The following is a 21,464-nucleotide window of genomic DNA, read 5'->3' as shown; positions in this document are numbered from 1 at the left end:
GCATAACGAAGTACCCAATGACCGTTCAGGGCGCTCGCGCCCTGGAAGAAGAGCACACTCACCTGACCAAGGTCGTTCGTCCGAAGCTCAGCCAGGACATCGGTACGGCCCGCGAGTTGGGTGACTTGAAGGAAAACGCCGAATACCACGCTGCCCGCGAGCAGCAGGGTATGGTCGAGGCGCGGATCCGTGACATCGAAGGCCGCATGCAGAACGCGGTGATCATCGATGTGACGACCATTCCTCACACCGGCAAGGTGATTTTCGGCACCACCGTCGAAATCGCCAACGTCGAAACCGATGAAAGCGTGACTTACCAGATCGTTGGTGAGGACGAGGCTGACATCAAGCTCGGCAAGATTTCCGTCGGTTCGCCGATCGCTCGCGCCTTGATTGCCAAGGAAGAGGGTGATGTGGTCGCCGTGAAAACGCCTGGCGGTGTTATCGAGTACGAGATTGTCGAAGTTCGTCACATCTGAAGGCCGGCGTCCGTTTCGTGCGGGCGCCATGCTTTGGCAACTGACCCAGATGTTGTGGGTCGGTGGCTTGTGGCTGTTGCAAGTGGGTCTGTTGCCGGTGCTGGGCCGAATTGGCCTGGCGCCGCTGCTGATCGACGAAATTGCAGGTACGCTCAATACGCTGGTAGTGGGATTCGCTACGGCGTGTTTGATTTTTCAGGCTTTGGTGCTGATTAAGGCCGAGGGCCTTGTCAGTCTATGGCGGGATATACGCGGGCAACTGCTGTTGATGGCGCTGTATGCGTGCGCGATGTACTTCGTGGTGCGCTTCGGTTGGCCGGATGCGCTGCGTTGGCAGGCGTTCAGCTATCTTGTTCTGGGCTTTTCCGGGCTGGTGCTGGTGTTGCAGCCGGTGCCGGGATGGAGTGGCAGGGTGCGCGAAGCACACCCTTGACCCTTGCCATCACTTGAAGCGATGGACGTTCGACAGCTGCTTGTTGACGCTGAAGTTCTTGCGGTAGATCAGCGCCATCTTGCCGATGACCTGAACCAGATCCGCTTTGCCGACCTTGCAGAGCTCTGCAATGGACGCCAGGCGCGATTCGCGATCGAGGATGTTGAGCTTGATCTTGATCAGCTCGTGATCCGCCAAAGCGCGTTCGAGTTCGGCTAACACACCTTCAGTCAAGCCATTGTCTGCCACAATCAAAACCGGTTTCAGATGGTGGCCAATGGATTTGTACTGTTTCTTCTGCTCTTGAGTGAGCGGCATAATCTGACCCCTGCGTCTGATCTTGTAAAAAGCGGCGGCCAGTTTACCCGAGCGAGTCCGGGACCGCCCAGTTAATCACGACCCGTTTTAATTCCGAGGTATCCCGTGGCCCGTTCCAAGACAAGCCTTAAGTGGCTGCAAGAACATTTCAACGACCCATTCGTCAAAATGGCACAGAAAGACGGGTACCGTTCCCGCGCCAGCTACAAGCTGCTGGAGATCCAGGAAAAGGACCGTTTGATCCGTCCTGGCATGAGCGTAATCGACCTGGGTGCGGCTCCGGGTGGCTGGTCGCAGGTGACCAGTCGTCTGATTGGCGGGCAGGGCACACTGATCGCTTCTGACATTCTTGAAATGGACAGCATCCCCGACGTCACCTTTATTCAAGGCGACTTTACCGAGGATGCCGTGCTGGCCCAGATCCTCGACGCCGTCGGAAATAAAGAAGTAGACCTTGTGATTTCCGACATGGCCCCCAATATGAGTGGATTGCCGGCCGTTGATATGCCGCGCGCGATGTTCCTGTGCGAACTGGCGCTGGATCTGTCGACGCGGGTGCTCAAGCCCGGTGGTGATTTTTTGATCAAGATCTTCCAGGGCGAAGGTTTCGACGAGTTCCACAAGAGCGTTCGCCAGCAGTTCGAGAAGGTGCAGATGCGCAAGCCGACCTCGTCGCGCGACCGTTCTCGCGAGCAGTACCTGCTGGGCCGCGGTTTCCGCGGTCGCAGTGAGGAATGAGTGAATTTTCGATCGGGGTGATAGGATTTTTGTATTACGCCTTGTCAGAATTAGCGAATATTGTGTAGGAAGTGTTTCACAAAGGGTTACAGACGGCGCCTGCCAAGTCGTAGGTAATGTAGTAAGTTAGGCCGGTGAATATCATGCGAAGCGCGCGCCAGTAGCGGAGCTTGCTTCAGAGGGTAGTTAATTGAACGATATGGCAAAGAATCTGATCCTGTGGTTGATCATCGCGGCTGTCCTGGTGACGGTGATGAACAACTTCTCCAGCCCTAACGAGCCGCAGACCCTCAACTATTCCGACTTCATCCAGCAGGTCAAGGATGGCAAGGTCGAGCGCGTGGCGGTTGATGGCTACGTGATTACCGGCAAGCGCAACGATGGCGACAGCTTCAAGACCATTCGCCCGGCGATCCAGGACAACGGCCTGATCGGCGACCTGGTGGACAACCACGTCGTGGTCGAAGGCAAGCAGCCTGAGCAGCAAAGCATCTGGACCCAACTCCTGGTCGCCAGCTTCCCGATCCTGGTGATCATCGCCGTGTTCATGTTCTTCATGCGGCAGATGCAGGGCGGTGCCGGTGGCAAGGGCGGGCCGATGAGCTTTGGCAAGAGCAAGGCGCGCCTGCTCTCCGAGGATCAGGTGAAAACTACCCTGGCTGACGTTGCCGGTTGCGACGAAGCCAAGGAAGAGGTCGGCGAGCTGGTCGAGTTCCTGCGCGATCCGGGCAAGTTCCAGCGCCTGGGTGGCCGCATTCCTCGCGGTGTGCTGATGGTCGGTCCTCCGGGTACCGGTAAAACCCTGCTGGCCAAGGCTATCGCCGGCGAAGCCAAAGTACCTTTCTTCACCATTTCCGGTTCCGACTTCGTCGAGATGTTCGTCGGTGTGGGTGCCAGCCGTGTTCGCGACATGTTCGAACAGGCCAAGAAACACGCTCCATGCATCATCTTCATCGACGAAATCGATGCGGTCGGTCGCCATCGTGGCGCTGGCATGGGGGGTGGTCACGACGAACGCGAGCAGACGCTCAACCAGTTGCTGGTCGAGATGGACGGCTTCGAAATGAATGACGGCATCATCGTGATTGCCGCGACCAACCGTCCTGACGTGCTGGACCCTGCGTTGCTGCGTCCAGGCCGTTTCGACCGTCAGGTTGTGGTCGGTCTGCCGGACATTCGTGGCCGCGAACAGATTCTCAAGGTTCACATGCGCAAAGTGCCAATGGGTGACGATGTTGCTCCGGCCGTGATCGCACGTGGTACCCCGGGCTTCTCCGGTGCCGACTTGGCCAACCTGGTGAACGAGGCGTCGCTGTTCGCTGCCCGTGCCGGCAAGCGCATCGTCGAAATGAAAGAATTCGAACTGGCGAAAGACAAGATCATGATGGGCGCCGAGCGCAAGTCCATGGTCATGTCCGAGAAAGAAAAGCAGAACACGGCTTATCACGAAGCGGGCCACGCCATTGTGGGGCGCGTCGTGCCTGAGCATGATCCGGTGTACAAGGTGTCGATCATCCCGCGCGGTCGTGCGTTGGGTGTGACCATGTTCCTGCCGGAAGAGGATCGTTACAGCCTGTCCAAGCGTGCATTGATCAGTCAGATCTGCTCGTTGTATGGCGGTCGTATCGCTGAAGAAATGACCCTGGGCTTCGATGGCGTGACCACCGGTGCTTCCAACGACATCATGCGTGCCAGCCAGATTGCGCGGAACATGGTGACCAAGTGGGGTCTTTCGGAAAAGCTCGGTCCGTTGATGTATGCCGAAGAAGAGGGTGAAGTGTTCCTCGGTCGCGGCGGTGGCGGTCAAAATGCAAGCTTCTCCGGTGAGACAGCCAAGCTGATCGACTCCGAAGTGCGTAGCATCATCGATCAGTGCTACGGCACGGCGAAGCAGATTCTCACCGACAACCGTGACAAGCTCGATGCCATGGCTGATGCCTTGATGAAGTACGAAACCATCGATGCCGAGCAGATCGACGACATCATGGCGGGTCGTACGCCTCGCGAGCCACGCGACTGGTCGGGTGGCACGGGTACTTCCGGCACCCCGCCGGTGGTACAGGATGAGCGTCCGGAAACACCGATCGGCGGTCCTGCTGCTGACGTATAAGGTTTGAAATGACTTCTGTTCAGTCCTCGACCCGGTTGCCTTGCGGCAACCGGGTTCTTGATTTGGCCCAGACGCATGTCATGGGTATCCTCAATGTCACTCCAGATTCGTTCTCCGATGGTGGCCAATACAGTCAGCTCGACGCGGCCATGCGCCACGCCGAAGCCATGGTGGCGGCCGGCGCGACGCTGATCGATGTCGGTGGCGAATCCACTCGTCCTGGTGCCAGGGCGGTATCGCCGCTGGAGGAGCTGGAGCGCGTGGCGCCGATTGTCGAGCGCATTGCTCGCGAGCTGGACGTCATCATCTCGGTCGACACCTCAACGCCAGCCGTCATGCGTGAAACGGCGCGTCTGGGTGCCGGGTTGATCAATGACGTACGTTCGTTGCGCCGCGATGGCGCGCTGGATGCCGCGGCGGCCACCGGTCTGCCGGTTTGCCTGATGCATATGCTGGGCGAGCCAGGCGATATGCAGGACAATCCGCAGTATCAGAACGTTACAAGGGAAGTCGGTGAGTTTCTCGCCGAGCGCATGGTTCAATGTTCGTTGGTGGGCATTCCAGCGGAGCGGATCATTCTTGACCCCGGCTTTGGTTTCGCCAAGACCTTGCAGCACAACCTGAGCTTGTTCAAACATATGGAAGCCCTGCATGCCCTGGGGCGCCCCCTGTTGGTCGGGGTTTCGCGAAAGAGCATGATTGGCCAGGCATTGAATCGTCCGGTGGGAGACCGGCTGTATGGCGGTTTGGCGCTCGCGGCGCTGGCTTCGGCGAAGGGTGCGCGTATATTGCGCGTCCATGATGTAGCCGAAACAGTGGATGTGGTGCGGATGATCGCCGCAGTGGAATCAGCCGAATAAGAATGATGGAGCACTTATGAGCAAAAAATATTTTGGCACCGATGGTATTCGTGGGCGTGTCGGCGAGTACCCGATTACTCCTGATTTCATGCTCAAGCTCGGCTGGGCTGCCGGCATGGCGTTCCGCAAGATGGGCGCCTGCAAGGTATTGGTAGGCAAGGACACCCGGATCTCCGGCTACATGTTCGAGTCTGCACTTGAGGCGGGGCTTACTTCCGCAGGTGCCGATGTAATGCTCCTGGGTCCGATGCCGACCCCGGCGATTGCCTACCTGACGCGCACCTTCCATGCCGAGGCCGGCATCGTGATCAGTGCGTCGCACAATCCGCATGATGACAATGGCATCAAGTTCTTCTCCGGCAAGGGCACCAAGCTTCCGGATGAGGTTGAGCTGATGATCGAAGAATTGCTCGATACGCCAATGACCGTGGTGGAGTCGAGCAAGATCGGCAAGGTATCGCGAATCAACGACGCTTCGGGACGCTATATCGAATTCTGCAAGAGCAGTGTGCCCACCGGCACCAGCTTCACCGGCATGAAGATCGTGATCGACTGTGCTCACGGTGCGACCTATAAAGTGGCGCCGAGTGTGTTCCGTGAGCTGGGCGCGGAAGTCGTCGTGCTGTCGGCGCAGCCGAACGGGTTGAACATCAACGACAATTGCGGTTCGACCCACATGGGGCCGCTGCAGGCTGCCGTCGTGGCTGAGCATGCCGATCTGGGCATCGCCTTCGATGGTGACGGCGATCGTGTTCAGATGGTCGACCACACGGGTGCGGTGGTCGATGGCGACGAGTTGCTGTTCATCATTGCCCGTGACCTGCATGAGCGCGACAAGCTGCAGGGCGGCGTCGTTGGAACCCTGATGAGTAACCTGGGGCTGGAGCTGGCCCTGGCTGATCTCGGTGTTCCCTTCGTGCGTGCCAATGTCGGTGACCGCTATGTGATTGCCGAATTGCTGGAGCGCAACTGGATCGTGGGCGGTGAAAACTCCGGACACGTTGTGTGCTTCAGTCACACCACCACCGGTGATGCAATCATTGCTGCGCTGCAGGTGCTGATGGGGCTGCGCGCGCGGGATGAAAGTCTGGCGCAGGCTCGTCAGGCGCTGCGCAAGTGCCCTCAGGTGCTGATCAATGTGCGTTTCGGCGGTGGTGCAAATCCCCTGGAGCATCCATCGGTCAAGGAAGCCAGCGAACGTGTGACCAAGGCCATGGCAGGTCGGGGGCGTGTGCTGTTGCGCAAGTCCGGAACCGAGCCGCTGGTGCGTGTGATGGTCGAAGGTGAAGACGAAACCCTGGTTCGCGGCTATGCCGAAGAGCTGGCAAAACTGGTTACTGAAGTTTCTGCCTGAATTCGGCTTGCCAGCCTTGATTGTGTTGGGTAACATCTGCGCCCACTTTGACCGACGAGGTACAGCATGCGTCGCCCTATGGTAGCTGGTAACTGGAAGATGCACGGTACCCGCGCCAGCGTCGCTGAGCTGATCAACGGCCTTCGTGACTTGGCCTTGCCGAGCGATGTTGATGTCGCGGTATTCCCGCCTTTTTTGCATATCAATCAAGTGATTGATGGCTTGAAAGGAAAGTCGATTTCGGTCGGCGCGCAGAATTCTGCGGTGGAGTCCGGGCAAGGTGCGTTGACCGGTGAAGTTGCACCGAGTCAGTTGGTGGATGCAGGTTGTTCCCTGGTGCTTGTCGGGCACTCCGAACGCCGCCAGATCATGGGCGAGCAGGACGGAATGCTGATCCGCAAGTTCGCAGCGGCACAGGCATGTGGCTTGATTCCGGTGTTGTGCATAGGGGAAACCCTTGAGCAGCGTGAAGCCGGAAAGACTCTTGAGGTTGTCTCGCGTCAGCTGGGCAGTATCATTGAGGAGCTGGGTGTCGGTGCCTTTGCCAAGGCAGTGATCGCTTACGAGCCGGTCTGGGCCATTGGCACCGGGCTGACTGCAACGCCGCAACAGGCGCAGGATGTGCACGCAGCCATTCGCGCCCAGTTGGCGGCAGAGAATTCTGAAGTCGCACAAGGTGTGCGGCTTCTATACGGCGGCAGCGTGAAGGCGGCCAATGCGGTCGAACTGTTCGGCATGCCGGATATCGATGGGGGTCTCATTGGTGGGGCTTCCCTGAATGCAGATGAGTTCGGTGCGATTTGTCGCGCCGCGGGAAACTGAAAAAATGCTGGAAACAGTCGTAGTCGTTTTTCATCTGCTGGGTGCATTGGGCGTAGTAGCTCTGGTTTTGCTGCAGCAGGGTAAAGGTGCGGACGCTGGCGCGTCTTTCGGAGCAGGTGCTTCAAATACTGTGTTCGGAAGCCAAGGTTCCTCTACCTTTCTTAGTAAGTTTACTGCTATACTTGCCGCAGGTTTTTTCATAACCAGCTTGGGGTTAGGTTACTTTGCTAAAGAGAAGGCTCACCAGCTGACTCAAGTAGGTCTCCCAAATCCAGCGGTACTGGAAGTTCCAAAGCAACAACCGGCTTCTGATGATGTCCCGGTGCTTCAAGAGCAAAAGTCGGCTACTCCAGCGACTGACGTACCTCCAGCTCAAGAGCAGAAGTAAGAAGGGTTTCAAACGCAGTATTGCCGAGGTGGTGGAATTGGTAGACACGCAACCTTGAGGTGGTTGTGCCCATAGGGTGTAGGGGTTCGAGTCCCCTTCTCGGTACCAATTAGTCAGGAGAGCCCGCTGTTGCGGGCTTTCTTGCAGGTGGAAGGTTACATTGACCCTGTAGGGGATCGGTCGTATACTTCCGCCCCAGCTTTGTCGCGGGGTGGAGCAGTCTGGTAGCTCGTCGGGCTCATAACCCGAAGGTCGTCGGTTCAAATCCGGCCCCCGCAACCAGTTTAAGGAGCCCCTTTTAAGGGGCTTTTTGTTAGCTGGACACTTTCTACGCCGCTGTTCGACGGCGTTTCAAGGATGGGCGTTTCGCCCATTTTTTTATTTTGCATAGCATGCACATACATGCACTAGGGGGTTCAGGTGTCGAGCAAGCTAGAAGAGTTGCAGGCCTTGCTGGCCCCGGTGGTCGTGGCCCTAGGCTATGAATGCTGGGGTATCGAGTTTTCGGCTCAGGGTCGTCACTCGATGTTGCGCGTTTATATCGATAAAGAAGGCGGCGTGCTGGTGGACGATTGTGCCATCGTCAGCCGTCAGATCAGCGGTGTGCTGGATGTTGAAGATCCGATCTCCGTTGAATACACCCTTGAAGTTTCCTCGCCTGGCATGGAACGCCCTCTGTTCACTCTTGAGCAGTTTGCAAAATTTGCCGGTGAACAAGTGAAGATCAAGCTGCGCTCGCCTTTTGAAGGACGACGCAACTTTCAGGGCCTTCTGCGCGGCGTAGAAGAGCAGGATGTCGTGGTGCAGGTAGAAGACCATGAGTTCCTGTTGCCGATCGATATGATCGACAAGGCCAACATTATTCCCAGTTTTGACTGAGGCGTGCCAGATACTGCGGATCCCGCGGATCCAATGGCTTGCGAAAGGCGAGGCGTACGATGAGCAAAGAAGTACTGCTGGTTGTTGAGTCGGTATCCAACGAAAAGGGTGTACCGGCAAACGTGATTTTTGAAGCGCTGGAGCTGGCCCTGGCCACTGCGACCAAAAAGCGTTTCGAAGACGAAGTTGATCTGCGTGTGGAAATCAACCGCCACACGGGTGCCTACGAGACTTTCCGTCGCTGGACGGTCGTCGAAGAGGCAGACCTGGACGATCCGGCCATCGAAACCTGGCCGAGCAAGGTTGCCGAAACGCATCCTGGCGCCAAGGTTGGTGACGTTGTCGAAGAGAAAATCGAGTCCATCGAATTCGGCCGCATTGCTGCACAGACTGCCAAGCAAGTCATCGTGCAGAAAGTTCGCGAAGCCGAGCGCGCTCAGGTTGTTGACGCTTATCGCGAGCGCCTGGGTGAAATCATCTCCGGCACCGTGAAAAAAGTCACCCGCGACAACGTGATCGTTGATCTGGGCAACAACGCCGAAGCGTTGCTGGCCCGTGAAGACATCATTTCTCGCGAAACTTTCCGGGTTGGCGTGCGTCTGCGTGCGCTGCTCAAGGAAATCCGCACCGAGAACCGCGGCCCGCAGCTGATCCTGTCGCGTACCGCGCCGGAAATGCTGATCGAGTTGTTCCGCATCGAAGTGCCGGAAATTGCCGAAGGCCTGATCGAAGTGATGGCTGCGTCCCGTGATCCGGGATCCCGCGCCAAGATCGCCGTCCGCTCCAAGGACAAACGCATCGACCCGCAAGGCGCTTGCATCGGTATGCGCGGTTCGCGCGTCCAGGCAGTGTCGGGTGAGTTGGGCGGTGAGCGTGTTGACATCGTTCTGTGGGACGACAACCCGGCTCAGTTCGTGATCAACGCCATGTCCCCGGCCGAGGTTGCGGCAATTATCGTTGACGAAGATGCCCACGCAATGGACATCGCCGTTGGCGCAGACAATCTGGCTCAGGCCATTGGTCGTGGTGGTCAGAACGTGCGTCTGGCCAGCCAGTTGACTGGCTGGACCCTGAACGTGATGACCGAATCGGACATCCAGGCTAAGCAGCAAGCAGAAACCGGCGACATCCTGCGCAACTTCATCGACGAGCTGGAAGTCGACGAAGAGCTGGCTCAGGTGCTGGTAGATGAAGGCTTCACCAGCCTGGAAGAGATTGCCTACGTACCGCTGGAAGAAATGCTCAACATCGACGGCTTTGACGAGGAAATCGTCAACGAGCTTCGTGCTCGTGCCAAGGATCGCTTGTTGACCAAAGCCATCGCTACTGAGGAAAAGCTGGCAGACGCCCATCCGGCCGAAGACCTGCTCTCGCTTGAGGGTATGGACAAGGATTTGGCGATGGAACTGGCGGTGCGCGGCGTAGTTACCCGCGAAGACCTGGCCGAGCAGTCTATTGACGACCTGCTCGACATCGACGGCATTGACGATGATCGTGCCGGCAAGTTGATCATGGCCGCCCGAGCCCACTGGTTCGAGTAATTAGGCGCGGCCTGAGGAGAGAAGTGCATGACGCAAGTCACGGTGAAACAACTGGCCGATGAGGTCAAAACACCGGTAGAGCGCCTGTTGCAGCAGATGCGTGAGGCAGGTCTGCCGCACACCGCCGCCGAAGAAAGTGTGACTGACAGTGAGAAGCAATCGTTGCTGACTCACTTGAAAAGCAGCCACAAGGCGAAAGTGGAAGAACCACGCAAGATTACGCTGCAGCGTAAAACCACCAGCACCCTGCGGGTTGCCGGCAGCAAAAGCATCAGCGTTGAAGTACGCAAGAAGAAAGTCTTCGTACAGCGCAGCCCGGAAGAAATCGAAGCCGAGCGCAAGCGTGAACTGGATGAACGTCGCGCAGTAGAAAATGCTGCACGTCAGAAGGCTGAAGAAGAAGCCAAGCGTCGCGCCGAAGAAGAAGCGCGTCGCCAGCCTGCTGCTGCGCCGACCGCTCCAGCCGAACCTGTTGCAGCGCCTGCTGTGGTAGCCGAGCCAGTGCGTGAAAGCGCACCGGTTGTGGCAGCCGCTCCGGCACCTGCGGCAGACACTCGCAAGCGCGACGAACAGCGTCGTCCGGACAAACCACGAGCCGACGACAACAATCGTCGCGGTGGTGGCGATGGCGAGCGCAAAAACGCTCCGCATCGTGCTTCGGTCAAGGAAAAGGCGCCAGCGCCACGCGTTGCCCCACGTACTACCGACGAAGAAAGCGATGGCTTCCGTCGTGGTGGTCGCGGCAAGGCCAAGCTGAAGAAGCGCAACGCCCACGGTTTCCAGAGCCCGACCGGCCCTGTCGTGCGCGAAGTGAAGATCGGCGAGACCATCACTGTGGGCGATCTGGCCCAGCAGATGTCGGTCAAGGCTGCTGAAATCATCAAGTTCATGTTCAAACTGGGTACTCCAGCGACCATCAACCAGGTACTGGATCAGGAAACTGCCCAGCTGGTAGCTGAAGAGCTGGGCCACAAAGTGACCCTGGTCAGCGACACCGCCCTGGAAGATTCCCTGGCCGAGTCCCTGAAGTTTGAAGGCGAGGCAGTTTCCCGTGCTCCAGTCGTGACCGTAATGGGCCACGTTGACCACGGTAAGACTTCCCTGCTCGACTACATCCGTCGTGCCAAGGTTGCTGCTGGCGAAGCCGGTGGTATTACCCAGCACATCGGCGCATACCACGTTGAAACCGACCGTGGCATGGTGACGTTCCTCGACACCCCTGGTCACGCCGCGTTTACCGCGATGCGTGCCCGTGGTGCCAAGGCGACCGACATCGTGATCCTGGTGGTTGCAGCGGACGACGGCGTAATGCCGCAAACCATCGAAGCTGTTCAGCACGCCCAGGCTGCTGGCGTTCCGCTGGTTGTCGCTGTGAACAAGATCGACAAGCCAGGTGCTGACCTCGATCGCATCCGTAGCGAACTGTCGGTACACGGCGTGACTTCGGAAGAGTGGGGTGGCGATACTCCATTCGTACCGGTTTCGGCGAAGATGGGTACCGGTGTAGACGAACTGCTCGAAGCCGTTCTGCTGCAAGCCGAAGTCCTGGAACTGACTGCAACCCCATCGGCTCCTGGCCGTGGTGTCGTGGTTGAATCCCGCCTGGACAAGGGCCGTGGCCCGGTGGCTACCGTGCTGGTTCAAGACGGTACCCTGCGTCAGGGCGACATGGTCCTGGTCGGTTCGAACTATGGCCGCGTGCGTGCCATGCTCGACGAGAACGGCAAGCCAATCAAGGAAGCCGGTCCGGCCATCCCTGTCGAGATCCTCGGCCTGGACGGTACCCCGGACGCTGGCGACGAGATGAGCGTGGTTGCCGACGAGAAGAAAGCCCGTGAAGTGGCTCTGTTCCGTCAAGGCAAGTTCCGCGAAGTCAAACTGGCTCGCGCTCACGCCGGCAAGCTGGAAAACATCTTCGAAAGCATGGGTCAGGAAGAGAAGAAGACGCTCAACATCGTCCTCAAATCCGACGTCCGTGGTTCGCTGGAAGCGTTGAACGGCGCCTTGAACGGCCTGGGTAACGACGAAGTGCAAGTGCGTGTGGTCGGTGGCGGCGTCGGTGGTATCACCGAATCCGATGCCAACCTGGCACTGGCCTCCAACGCTGTACTGTTCGGCTTCAACGTGCGTGCCGATGCCGGTGCGCGCAAGATCGTCGAGCAGGAAGGTCTGGATATGCGTTACTACAACGTGATCTACGACATCATCGAAGACGTCAAGAAAGCCCTGACCGGCATGCTCGGCAGCGATGTTCGCGAGAACATCCTGGGCATCGCCGAAGTGCGTGACGTGTTCCGTTCGCCGAAGTTTGGCGCGATCGCCGGTTGCATGGTTATCGAAGGTGTTGTGCACCGTAACCGTCCAATCCGTGTACTGCGTGAAGACATCGTTATCTTCGAAGGCGAGCTGGAATCCCTGCGCCGCTTCAAGGATGACGCTTCCGAAGTACGTGCCGGCATGGAATGCGGTATCGGCGTGAAGAGCTACAACGACGTCAAGGTCGGTGACAAGATCGAAGTCTTCGAGAAGGTGCAGGTTGCTCGCAGCCTCTAATTCGCGCACTTCAGGAGCCGTGACGGGTAGCCGCATGCAAATGCGCAATTCGTCACCAGGACTCTAAACGCAACGCCCGGTCTGGCTTTTGTCAGGCCGGGCGTTTGCCGCTTTCAGACCTTGCGGGTTTCACCGTGGGGCAGTTACAGGTAACAAGACATGGCAAAAGAATACAGCCGTACCCAACGTATCGGCGATCAGATGCAGCGTGAGCTGGCACAACTGATCCGTCGTGAAGTCAAAGACCCGCGCGTCGGCCTGGTCACCATTACCGCAGTGGAAGTCAGCCGTGACGTCGGTCACGCCAAGATCTTCATCACCGTGATGGGGCAGGACAGCGCCGAAGAAATCGCACAAAGCATCAAGGTGCTGAACTCCGCCGCCGGTTTCCTGCGCATGCAGCTGGCTCGCGAGATGAAGCTGCGCAGCGTTCCACAGCTGCACTTCCACTACGACGAAAGCGTCGTGCGTGGTGCGCATCTGTCGGCATTGATCGAGCGCGCAGTGGCTGAAGACAATCAGCATCCGGTTGCGGCAGAAGCCGAAGACACCAAGGAGTAACCGGTGGCTCAGGTCAAACGTATCCGTCGTAACGTCAGCGGCATTATCCTTCTCGACAAGCCGCTGGGGTTCACCTCCAACGCGGCCTTGCAGAAGGTTCGCTGGTTGCTCAACGCCGAAAAGGCAGGTCATACCGGCAGTCTCGATCCCTTGGCCTCCGGCGTGTTGCCGCTGTGCTTCGGCGAGGCCACCAAGTTCTCGCAATACCTGCTCGATTCCGACAAGGGTTACGAAACCCTGGCGCAACTGGGCAAGACCACCACCACGGCGGATGCCGAAGGTGAAGTTTTGCAGGAACGCCCGGTGACCGTTGGTCGCTCCGATATCGAGGCTGTACTGCCGAAATTTCGTGGGCAAATCAGTCAGATACCGCCGATGTACTCGGCGCTCAAGCGTGATGGCCAGCCGCTTTACAAGCTGGCTCGTGCAGGCGAAGTAGTGGAGCGCGAACCGCGTTCTGTTACTATTACGCGCTTGGAATTGCTGGCCTTCGAAGGAGATACTGCGCGGCTGGCGGTGGATTGCAGCAAAGGCACCTATATCCGTACCCTGGTGGAGGATATCGGTGAGCAACTCGGTTGTGGCGCTTATGTTGCAGAACTGCGACGTACCCAGGCCGGGCCATTCACCCTGGCGCAGACTGTTACCCTCGAAGAGCTGGAAGCGGTACATGCCGAAGGCGGCAACGAAGCGGTCGATCGCTTCCTGATGCCATCGGACAGCGGCCTGCTGGATTGGCCACTGTTGCAGTTCTCCGAAGCAAGCGCGTTCTACTGGCTCAACGGTCAGCCGGTGCGTGCCCCGGATGCTCCGAAGTTCGGCATGGTGCGGGTACAGGATCACAATGGTCGCTTCATCGGTATCGGTGAAGTGAGCGAAGACGGGCGCATCGCGCCGCGTCGACTGATTCGGTCAGAATGACCGAAACCAGTCCGCGTAATACCGGGCTGGCGAGGGTGGCTGTTAACAGGCACGGTCACTACTCATTTTTAGATACAGGGATTTGTCCCTGGCCTGTTGAAACTGTTTTTCTGAAACAGTTTCCTGATAAAAGGATTGCCTCATGGCTCTCGACGTTCAAGAAAAAGCTCAAATCGTTGCTGACTACCAGCAAGCTGTTGGTGACACTGGTTCGCCAGAAGTGCAAGTTGCACTGCTGACCGCCAACATCAACAAGCTGCAAGGTCACTTCAAGGCCAACGGTAAAGACCACCACTCCCGTCGTGGTCTGATCCGCATGGTTAACCAGCGTCGTAAGCTGCTGGACTACCTGAAAGGCAAGGATCTGGGTCGCTATCAGACTCTGATCGGTCGCCTGGGTCTGCGTCGCTAATAAGCGATTGCGCTAGAGGTTGGTTGTCTGTCGTGCACCAGCGGGTTTCCCGCCGGCGCATGGCAGGCTCCCAGCCTCAAGTTTTATCTGGATACCTGCTTTGCCTGAGTAACACCTGGACAAACCGCTCGGGCCGATTCCCGACATTGCCCAAGAATTTCGCAAGAAACCAGTTCCCCCAAGAGCCACAAAGAAGGTAGGACACCGTGAACCCGGTAATCAAAAAATTCCAGTTCGGTCAGTCGACCGTTACCCTCGAGACTGGCCGCATCGCCCGTCAGGCCTCCGGCGCAGTATTGGTCACCGTTGACGACGACGTCAGCGTATTGGTGACCGTAGTCGGTGCCAAGCAAGCCGATCCAGGCAAGGGCTTCTTCCCTCTGTCTGTTCACTACCAGGAAAAGACTTACGCTGCCGGTAAGATCCCTGGCGGTTTCTTCAAGCGCGAAGGCCGTCCTTCCGAGAAAGAAACCCTGACTTCCCGACTGATCGACCGTCCGATCCGTCCGCTGTTCCCTGAAGGTTTCATGAACGAAGTGCAGGTTGTCTGCACCGTCGTTTCCACCAGCAAGAAGACCGATCCGGACATCGCTGCGATGATCGGTACCTCGGCTGCCCTGGCCATCTCCGGCATTCCTTTCGATGGCCCGATCGGCGCTGCCCGCGTAGCTTTCCACGAAAGCACCGGCTACCTGCTGAACCCGACTTACGAGCAGCAAGCTGCTTCGAGCCTGGACATGGTCGTTGCCGGTACTTCGGACGCCGTGCTGATGGTTGAATCGGAAGCCAAAGAGCTGACCGAAGACCAGATGCTGGGCGCGGTACTGTTTGCTCACGACGAGTTCCAGGTTGTGATCAACGCGGTCAAAGAACTGGCTGCCGAAGCTGCCAAGCCAACCTGGACCTGGGCTCCTGCGCCAGAAGCCACCGAACTGCTGGGCGCTATCCGTGCCGAGTTCGGCGAAGCGATCTCCCAGGCCTACACCATCACCGTCAAGGCCGACCGTTACGCTCGCCTGGGCGAGCTGAAGGACCAGGTCGTTGCCAAGCTGTCCGGTGAAGAAGGCCAGCCTTCCGCTTCCGACGTCAAAGCGGCTTTCGGTGAAATCGAATACCGCACCGTTCGCGAAAACATCGTAAACGGCAAGCCACGTATCGACGGTCGCGACACCCGCACCGTACGTCCGCTGAACATCGAAGTCGGTGTTCTGCCAAAGACCCACGGTTCGGCCCTGTTCACCCGTGGCGAAACCCAGGCCCTGGTCGTTGCAACGCTGGGTACTGCCCGTGATGCACAGCTGCTGGACACCCTGGAAGGCGAGAAAAAAGACCCGTTCATGCTGCACTACAACTTCCCTCCGTTCTCGGTGGGCGAGTGTGGTCGCATGGGTGGCGCTGGTCGTCGTGAAATCGGTCACGGCCGTCTGGCCCGTCGTTCGGTTTCGGCCATGCTGCCAGCCGCTGACGTGTTCCCGTACACCATCCGCGTGGTTTCGGAAATCACCGAATCCAACGGTTCGAGCTCGATGGCTTCCGTTTGCGGTGCTTCCCTGGCCCTGATGGACGCTGGCGTTCCAATGAAGGCTCCGGTTGCCGGTATCGCCATGGGTCTGGTTAAAGAAGGCGAGAAGTTCGCCGTCCTGACCGACATCCTGGGTGACGAAGACCACCTGGGCGACATGGACTTCAAGGTAGCCGGTACCGCCAAAGGCGTCACCGCGCTGCAGATGGACATCAAGATCAAGGGCATCACCGAAGAAATCATGGAGATCGCTCTGGGCCAAGCCCTGGAAGCGCGCCTGAACATCCTCGGCCAGATGAACCAGATCATTGGCCAGTCGCGTACCGAACTGTCGGCCAACGCTCCGACCATGATCGCGATGAAAATCGACACCGACAAGATCCGTGATGTCATCGGTAAAGGCGGCGCGACCATCCGTGCGATCTGCGAAGAAACCAAGGCTTCGATCGACATCGAAGACGACGGTTCGATCAAGATCTTCGGCGAAACCAAGGAAGCCGCTGAAGCAGCACGTCAGCGCGTTCTGGGTATCACCGCTGAAGCCGAGATCGGCAAGATCTACGTCGGCAAGGTTGAGCGCATCGTCGACTTCGGCGCATTCGTCAACATCCTGCCGGGCAAGGACGGTCTGGTTCACATCTCCATGCTGAGCGACGCTCGCGTAGAGAAAGTGACCGACATCCTGAAAGAAGGCCAGGAAGTGGAAGTGTTGGTACTGGACGTGGACAACCGCGGCCGTATCAAGCTGTCCATCAAAGACGTGGCAGCAGCCAAGGCTTCGGGCGTTTAATCGCGCCTCACACCTGACCGCTTCAACGTTGTAAAAAATGCCCCGCCGTGAAAATGGCGGGGCATTTTTTTGTCTGCGAAACATCGAGACATTGCGCGAAGTTGCCGGACCTCGATAGCAGTGCTAGGTTTAGCCCACCGCCCGTGTAGCTCAGCCGGTAGAGCAGCGCACTCGTAACGCGAAGGTCGCAGGTTCGATTCCTGTCTCGGGCACCATCTCCCCCCCCCTGGTTATTTCACCTTTCTGCTCAAGTCCTCGACGGTCCGCTTGAGGTTGTCGAGTTCGCGGTCCTGGTCGCTGACTTCCCGTTTCAGGCTGGAAATCTCGCTGCTGTTTGAACTGGAGCTGGAGCCGCTATTGCGTTTGAGTTCTTCAACTTGCTTGCCGAGGTTGTTGATGTCGCGCTCCTGCTCGGCCACCTTGCGCTTGAGCTCGTCGATTTCCCTGCTGCTGGAGCTTGAGCTGGAACCGTTGCCGCGCTTGAGATCCTCAATCGTGCGTTGTTGTTCGCTGACGGTTTTCTTCAGGTCTTCGACATTCCCCGAGGTGTCCTTCAACGACTTTTGCATGCTTTGCAGGTCATCGGCACTGATCCCGGTTTTGACCAGGGTGTATTTGTCGTACTCGTAGTGCAGAACCGGGATCTTGTCGCCAAACGAGGAGGGGCCGCTGCTCACTTCGATAGCGGCCAGCGCCGGAAACGGTAGTGCCAGGCTGGCGAACAATGCGGTTGTAAGTACAACAGACGAAGATTTGGAAATGCTGCGCATCACTGAGGTTCCTTGTGAAATGCCGGTATGGCACATCGCTATGACTGGGGATTTGCATTTATGTTCCCGCCGCCATCAGCACATCCTGTGCACAACTTTTTGTGGGGAGATGTAAAGAGACGTGCAAATCGTCCGACAAACATCCTATATTCGGAGCCTGCATGAGCTTCGCCCAGCAGTTTTCAGATGATCCCGAATGGTTCTGAAGGCCAGACAGACCGGGCTACAAGCGGTTCTTCTGCGTCAGAGAGATCCTTGATGATCCAGATCCATCTTCCATTCCCCAGATCAACGAGAACAACATGACCGTAAAAGAATTGAGCCAAGAAGAAAGACACGAAGAAGCCCTCAAGAAGTACGTGCTGGACGCGCCCGAATTGATGGACGAGATCAAGGACTTGAGTCCGGACGATCAGAAAGACCAGATTCAATGGGCCTTCGAGGATGAAGCTGAAGCCCAGGGCTTGCAGCCGTGGGAATTGACGCTCAAGTACACCTCGACCCCGGAGGAATACGAAGTAGAACGCCTGAAGTTGCATAAAGAAGCGGCCGAAGTTTTGGGCGTCGAGTGGGAAGAATACTGCGAGATGAACAATCTGGTGGTTTGAAACAAAAACGCCAGCCTTATCGAGGCTGGCGTTTTTTATTGCGCGATGGTTTCAGATACTGAGACGCATCGACAGATCGACCGCCTTCACATCCTTGGTCATTGCACCGATCGAAATGTAATCCACCCCGGTCCGGGCAATCGGCAGCAACGTGCTCTCGTTGATCCCGCCGCTGGCCTCCAGCTTGGCCTTGCCGGCATTCAGGCGCACGGCTTCGCGCATGTCGTCCAGGCTCAATTCGTCGAGCATGATGATGTCGGCACCGGCCGCCAGCGCTTCTTTCAGTTCATCCAGGCTTTCCACTTCAATCTCGACCGGTTTGCCCGGGGCGATTTTGTGCGCGGCCGCGATGGCCTGCGCGATGCCGCCGCTGGCGGCGATGTGGTTTTCCTTGATCAGGAAGGCGTCATACAGGCCAATGCGGTGGTTGTGGCAACCGCCGCAGGTCACCGCGTACTTTTGCGCAAGACGCAGCCCCGGCAGCGTCTTGCGGGTGTCGAGCAGCTTGACCTGGGTCTCGGCCACGAAGTCCGCCAGGTATTGCGCGCGAGTCGCCACGCCGGAGAGCAGTTGCAGGAAGTTCAGGGCGCTGCGTTCACCGGTCAGCAGTGAGCGCGCCGGGCCTTCGAGGTGGAACAGCACCTGATTGGGCGTTACCCGTTCACCGTCGGCAACCTGCCAGTGCACCGCCACCCGTGGGTCCAGTTGCCGAAACACGTTATCCACCCAGGCGGTACCGCTGATGACGGCCGCATCGCGGGTGATGATGGTGGCTTTGGCCAGGCGTTCGGCCGGGATCAACTGCGCGGTGATGTCGCCGCTGCCGATGTCTTCAAGCAACGCACGGCGCACGTTGGCTTCGATTTCGGCGGTCAGATCGGCGAGACGTAGATTCGGCATAACGGACTCCACAAACAAAGTGGCTCGATTATAGGGCCATGGCACGGACCAACCCAAGGCATCAGAGCGTTACGTTGGCAATGGCACCTGCATTTGGTCGAATCCCTGAGGGTGTCGGTGTGGGCCATCGATACCGAGCAAACGCCTGTTTGAGATGAGGTGCAGAGTCTTCTGGCGCAAAGGTGAGCTTTTACAAGATAATTCGCCTTGTATTTGACGTCATCAGTTTGACGATTCGAAGCATCACCGTTCCAGGGAGGCCGAATGCACAACGACGGGAATGTAGTGCCTTTGCACAAGGCAACTACCGACCAGGTGGCTCACTCGCCACTCGCCCGACTACCGGCGATTCTTCTCCAGGTTCGCGACAAGGCCGCGCAACAGCTGCGACACGGATTGCAGGCGTTATTCGACAACGCCGACGACACCCTCTTCGAAATGGCCGACCGAGCCCATTGTGACGTTGAGCAGAACATCTTCTTTCAAGCGATGCGCGACTTGCGTCTCAAGCACAAAAGCATCGAGCGGGTGTTTATCGAGCAGGTTTTCGGCGCATTCATCCGGCTTGCCCAATACGACCCTGCCATTGCGGCCATGCCCCAGGCCTTGGCGGCCGATGCATCCTTGGCGCAAACCGATGACGAGCGGGAGCGTACGGTCGCAGTGGATGCGATGGTCAGCCGGGTGCTGGACCGCGACGGTTTCGCCCTGGACCAACTGACGGCGCGACTCTGTGCTTTGTCGGGCAAGGGGGTGGGCGATCTGCAAAACCCCCTGAGCCCGGCGATGCTCTGCGAATACTTCTTGCAGGCTGCACGCCAGCTGGGGCTGGAGATCAAGGTCAAGCTGATTATCCTCGGGTTGTTCGAGCGTTATGTCCTCAGCGAGACCGGTCAGCTTTACGCCGAAGCCAATCAACTGCTGCTTGCTACCGGTGTGTTGCCCGACCTGAAACCGGCCCCGGTGCGCCGTACCATGGACCGGCCTGACAGCGCCCCCGTCGAATCGACCGATGAGGGCGCTACTGCGGCCTGCTTGCCCATCGATGACAATGTCCAGGAGGTTTTCGCTGCGTTGCAGGCCCTGCTGTTCAACGTTCGCGGCAGCCTGTCGCCAACGCTGGAGGTCAGTGCCACTGCGCTGCCGATTTCCACGCGCGATCTGTTGCGCCTGCTGTCGCATTTGCAGCAATACGTGCCGGCTCCGGAAGTCGTGGACGATTTTGACCTGCGCAACCAGCTCGAACAGTTACTGACCCGGGTCAGCGTCAAAAGTGGCAGGTCGCGGGTTTTCGGGGAGGCCGACGAAGATGTGATCAACCTGGTCGCGATGCTGTTCGAATGCATGCTCGATGATCGCAATCTGCCGGATCCGCTCAAGGCGCTGATCGGCCGATTGCAGATTCCACTGGTCAAGGTGGCGCTGCTCGACAAGAGTTTCTTCAGTCGCAGCAGTCATCCGGCACGACGCCTGCTCAACGAAATCGCCAGCGCGGCAATGGGTTGGGACGCCTGTGACGATCATCAGCGTGACAGCCTGTACGTGCGCATCGATCAGGTCGTACAGCGTTTGTTGAATGACTTTATCGATGACCCCTCGATATTTTCCGAACTGCTGGCTGACTTTCTCGCGTTTACCCAGGACGAGCGCCGGCGCAGCGAGTTGCTCGAGCAACGCATTCGTGATGCCGAGGAAGGACGGGCCAAGACCGGGCTGGCCCGCCAGCGTGTCGAGCAGGTGTTGAATCAGGCGTTGTTTGGCAAGTACCTGCCGCAAGGCGTACTGGGGTTTGTCCAGGAGGCCTGGAGCAAAGTACTGCTGCTGACGTACCTCAAGCATGGCGATCGGTCGGCTGAGTGGCATGCCGATGTGCGTACCCTGGAACAATTGGTCTGGAGCGTTCAGCACCACCATGAGTCCGATGCGACCAGGATGTTGGCACTGGTACCGGATTTGCTCAAGTCGTTGCGCGACGGGCTGAATTCGTCGGCCTTCGATCCGTTTGCCGCCAGCGAGTTTTTCAGCGAGCTGGAGAGCTTGCACGTTCAGGCAGCGGGGGGCTCACCCGCCAGTGCGTCGCTGATGATCGAGGTGCTGACGCCTGTCGTCCTGCACATGGCCGACGAAAGCCAGGTGCACAGTGAGCCGATACGTTTGCTGGCGGACGATGCGGGTTTGCGCCAGGTCGATAAAATGCTTCCGGGCTGTTGGGTCGAGTTTCAGGAAGACCCGGAAAACAGCCTTCGCTGCAAACTGGTGGCCATCATTGCAGCCACCGGCCAATACATCTTCGTCAACCGCACCGGCATGAAAGTGCTCGAGCGCAGTCGCCCAGACCTGGCCCTGGAGCTGCGCAATGGCAGGGCGCGAGTGCTTGACGACACCATGCTGTTCGAGCGAGCTCTCGAGCGGGTGATCGGCAACCTCAAGCGCCTCAAGCGCGGCAAGTGATCGCGCCTTGGGGGAATATCACGGCATACTGTGCCAACACAGTCGACGTTGAAG

20 protein-coding genes and 3 tRNA genes are annotated in these 21,464 nt (G+C 58.2%); 20 read left to right on the top strand and 3 right to left on the bottom strand.

What is annotated here, in order from left to right; all coding sequences use genetic code 11:
* The first annotated feature begins 2 nt into the window (after positions 1-2).
* Complete coding sequence (gene greA, locus KW841_RS24705; protein WP_093230733.1) at positions 3-479, top strand: transcription elongation factor GreA; 477 nt, start codon at positions 3-5, stop codon at positions 477-479.
* Positions 480-507: 28 nt separating this feature from the next.
* Positions 508-912 carry an MFS transporter gene (locus KW841_RS24700; RefSeq protein ID WP_218480128.1) on the top strand — a complete coding sequence of 135 codons (405 nt, stop codon included), beginning with the start codon at positions 508-510 and terminating at the stop codon, positions 910-912.
* Positions 913-921: 9 nt separating this feature from the next.
* Here KW841_RS24700 and KW841_RS24695 read toward each other — a convergent pair whose 3' ends face one another.
* A complete protein-coding gene (locus KW841_RS24695) occupies positions 922-1,230 on the bottom strand; it encodes a YhbY family RNA-binding protein (protein WP_007942889.1) in 309 nt (102 codons plus the stop codon).
* Between the two features lie 105 nt (positions 1,231-1,335).
* Here KW841_RS24695 and rlmE point away from each other — a divergent pair, with 105 nt between their 5' ends.
* From rlmE to KW841_RS24615, 16 genes are all read left to right on the top strand, one after another.
* Complete coding sequence (gene rlmE, locus KW841_RS24690; RefSeq protein WP_007988685.1) at positions 1,336-1,968, top strand: 23S rRNA (uridine(2552)-2'-O)-methyltransferase RlmE; 633 nt, start codon at positions 1,336-1,338, stop codon at positions 1,966-1,968.
* Positions 1,969-2,167: 199 nt separating this feature from the next.
* A complete protein-coding gene (gene ftsH, locus KW841_RS24685) occupies positions 2,168-4,078 on the top strand; it encodes an ATP-dependent zinc metalloprotease FtsH (RefSeq protein ID WP_033047686.1) in 1,911 nt (636 codons plus the stop codon).
* An 8-nt stretch (positions 4,079-4,086) separates the two neighbouring features.
* Positions 4,087-4,938, top strand: a complete 852-nt coding sequence (gene folP / locus KW841_RS24680; protein ID WP_102698876.1) for a dihydropteroate synthase — start codon at positions 4,087-4,089, stop codon at positions 4,936-4,938.
* Positions 4,939-4,954: 16 nt separating this feature from the next.
* Positions 4,955-6,292, top strand: a complete 1,338-nt coding sequence (gene glmM, locus KW841_RS24675) for a phosphoglucosamine mutase (RefSeq protein ID WP_116580924.1) — start codon at positions 4,955-4,957, stop codon at positions 6,290-6,292.
* Between the two features lie 66 nt (positions 6,293-6,358).
* Positions 6,359-7,114, top strand: a complete 756-nt coding sequence (gene tpiA, locus KW841_RS24670) for a triose-phosphate isomerase (protein ID WP_007988681.1) — start codon at positions 6,359-6,361, stop codon at positions 7,112-7,114.
* Between the two features lie 4 nt (positions 7,115-7,118).
* Entirely contained in the window at positions 7,119-7,502 is a 384-nt protein-coding gene (gene secG / locus KW841_RS24665; RefSeq protein WP_017336473.1) for a preprotein translocase subunit SecG, read from the top strand.
* Between the two features lie 22 nt (positions 7,503-7,524).
* Positions 7,525-7,610 (top strand) — tRNA-Leu (locus tag KW841_RS24660).
* Between the two features lie 97 nt (positions 7,611-7,707).
* A tRNA-Met gene (locus tag KW841_RS24655) sits at positions 7,708-7,784 on the top strand.
* 138 nt (positions 7,785-7,922) lie between these two features.
* Positions 7,923-8,381 carry a ribosome maturation factor RimP gene (gene rimP / locus KW841_RS24650; protein ID WP_007973115.1) on the top strand — a complete coding sequence of 153 codons (459 nt, stop codon included), beginning with the start codon at positions 7,923-7,925 and terminating at the stop codon, positions 8,379-8,381.
* Between the two features lie 59 nt (positions 8,382-8,440).
* On the top strand, positions 8,441-9,922 hold the full coding sequence (gene nusA, locus KW841_RS24645; protein WP_007973112.1) for a transcription termination factor NusA: 1,482 nt from the start codon (positions 8,441-8,443) through the stop codon (positions 9,920-9,922).
* 27 nt (positions 9,923-9,949) lie between these two features.
* A complete protein-coding gene (gene infB, locus KW841_RS24640) occupies positions 9,950-12,475 on the top strand; it encodes a translation initiation factor IF-2 (RefSeq protein WP_007973110.1) in 2,526 nt (841 codons plus the stop codon).
* 159 nt (positions 12,476-12,634) lie between these two features.
* Complete coding sequence (gene rbfA / locus KW841_RS24635; RefSeq protein ID WP_007973108.1) at positions 12,635-13,036, top strand: 30S ribosome-binding factor RbfA; 402 nt, start codon at positions 12,635-12,637, stop codon at positions 13,034-13,036.
* Between the two features lie 3 nt (positions 13,037-13,039).
* Positions 13,040-13,957, top strand: a complete 918-nt coding sequence (truB, locus tag KW841_RS24630; RefSeq protein WP_007973105.1) for a tRNA pseudouridine(55) synthase TruB — start codon at positions 13,040-13,042, stop codon at positions 13,955-13,957.
* A 142-nt stretch (positions 13,958-14,099) separates the two neighbouring features.
* Positions 14,100-14,369, top strand: a complete 270-nt coding sequence (rpsO, locus tag KW841_RS24625; RefSeq protein ID WP_015093441.1) for a 30S ribosomal protein S15 — start codon at positions 14,100-14,102, stop codon at positions 14,367-14,369.
* 206 nt (positions 14,370-14,575) lie between these two features.
* Positions 14,576-16,681 (top strand): polyribonucleotide nucleotidyltransferase, encoded by a 2,106-nt coding sequence (pnp, locus tag KW841_RS24620; RefSeq protein WP_007973102.1) that lies wholly within the window; start codon positions 14,576-14,578, stop codon positions 16,679-16,681.
* Between the two features lie 139 nt (positions 16,682-16,820).
* Positions 16,821-16,896 (top strand) — tRNA-Thr (locus KW841_RS24615).
* A gap of 15 nt (positions 16,897-16,911) precedes the next feature.
* On the opposite strand, the gene KW841_RS24610 is transcribed toward KW841_RS24615, so the two are convergent.
* Entirely contained in the window at positions 16,912-17,451 is a 540-nt protein-coding gene (locus KW841_RS24610; RefSeq protein WP_116580926.1) for a hypothetical protein, read from the bottom strand.
* A 302-nt stretch (positions 17,452-17,753) separates the two neighbouring features.
* Between KW841_RS24610 and KW841_RS24605 the strand changes: the two genes are divergently transcribed.
* Positions 17,754-18,059, top strand: coding sequence for a DUF6388 family protein (locus KW841_RS24605; RefSeq protein WP_218480127.1), 306 nt, complete (start codon positions 17,754-17,756; stop codon positions 18,057-18,059).
* A gap of 51 nt (positions 18,060-18,110) precedes the next feature.
* Here KW841_RS24605 and nadC read toward each other — a convergent pair whose 3' ends face one another.
* Positions 18,111-18,959, bottom strand: a complete 849-nt coding sequence (nadC, locus tag KW841_RS24600) for a carboxylating nicotinate-nucleotide diphosphorylase (protein ID WP_218480126.1) — start codon at positions 18,957-18,959, stop codon at positions 18,111-18,113.
* A gap of 264 nt (positions 18,960-19,223) precedes the next feature.
* Between nadC and KW841_RS24595 the strand changes: the two genes are divergently transcribed.
* A complete protein-coding gene (locus KW841_RS24595; RefSeq protein ID WP_218480125.1) occupies positions 19,224-21,410 on the top strand; it encodes a DUF1631 domain-containing protein in 2,187 nt (728 codons plus the stop codon).
* The last annotated feature ends 54 nt before the right edge of the window (positions 21,411-21,464 follow it).

Source organism: Pseudomonas sp. PDM28 (assembly GCF_019219115.1).
Taxonomy (GTDB): Bacteria; Pseudomonadota; Gammaproteobacteria; order Pseudomonadales; family Pseudomonadaceae; genus Aquipseudomonas; species Aquipseudomonas laurylsulfatiphila.
This window is presented reverse-complemented; position numbering and strand designations above follow the sequence as displayed.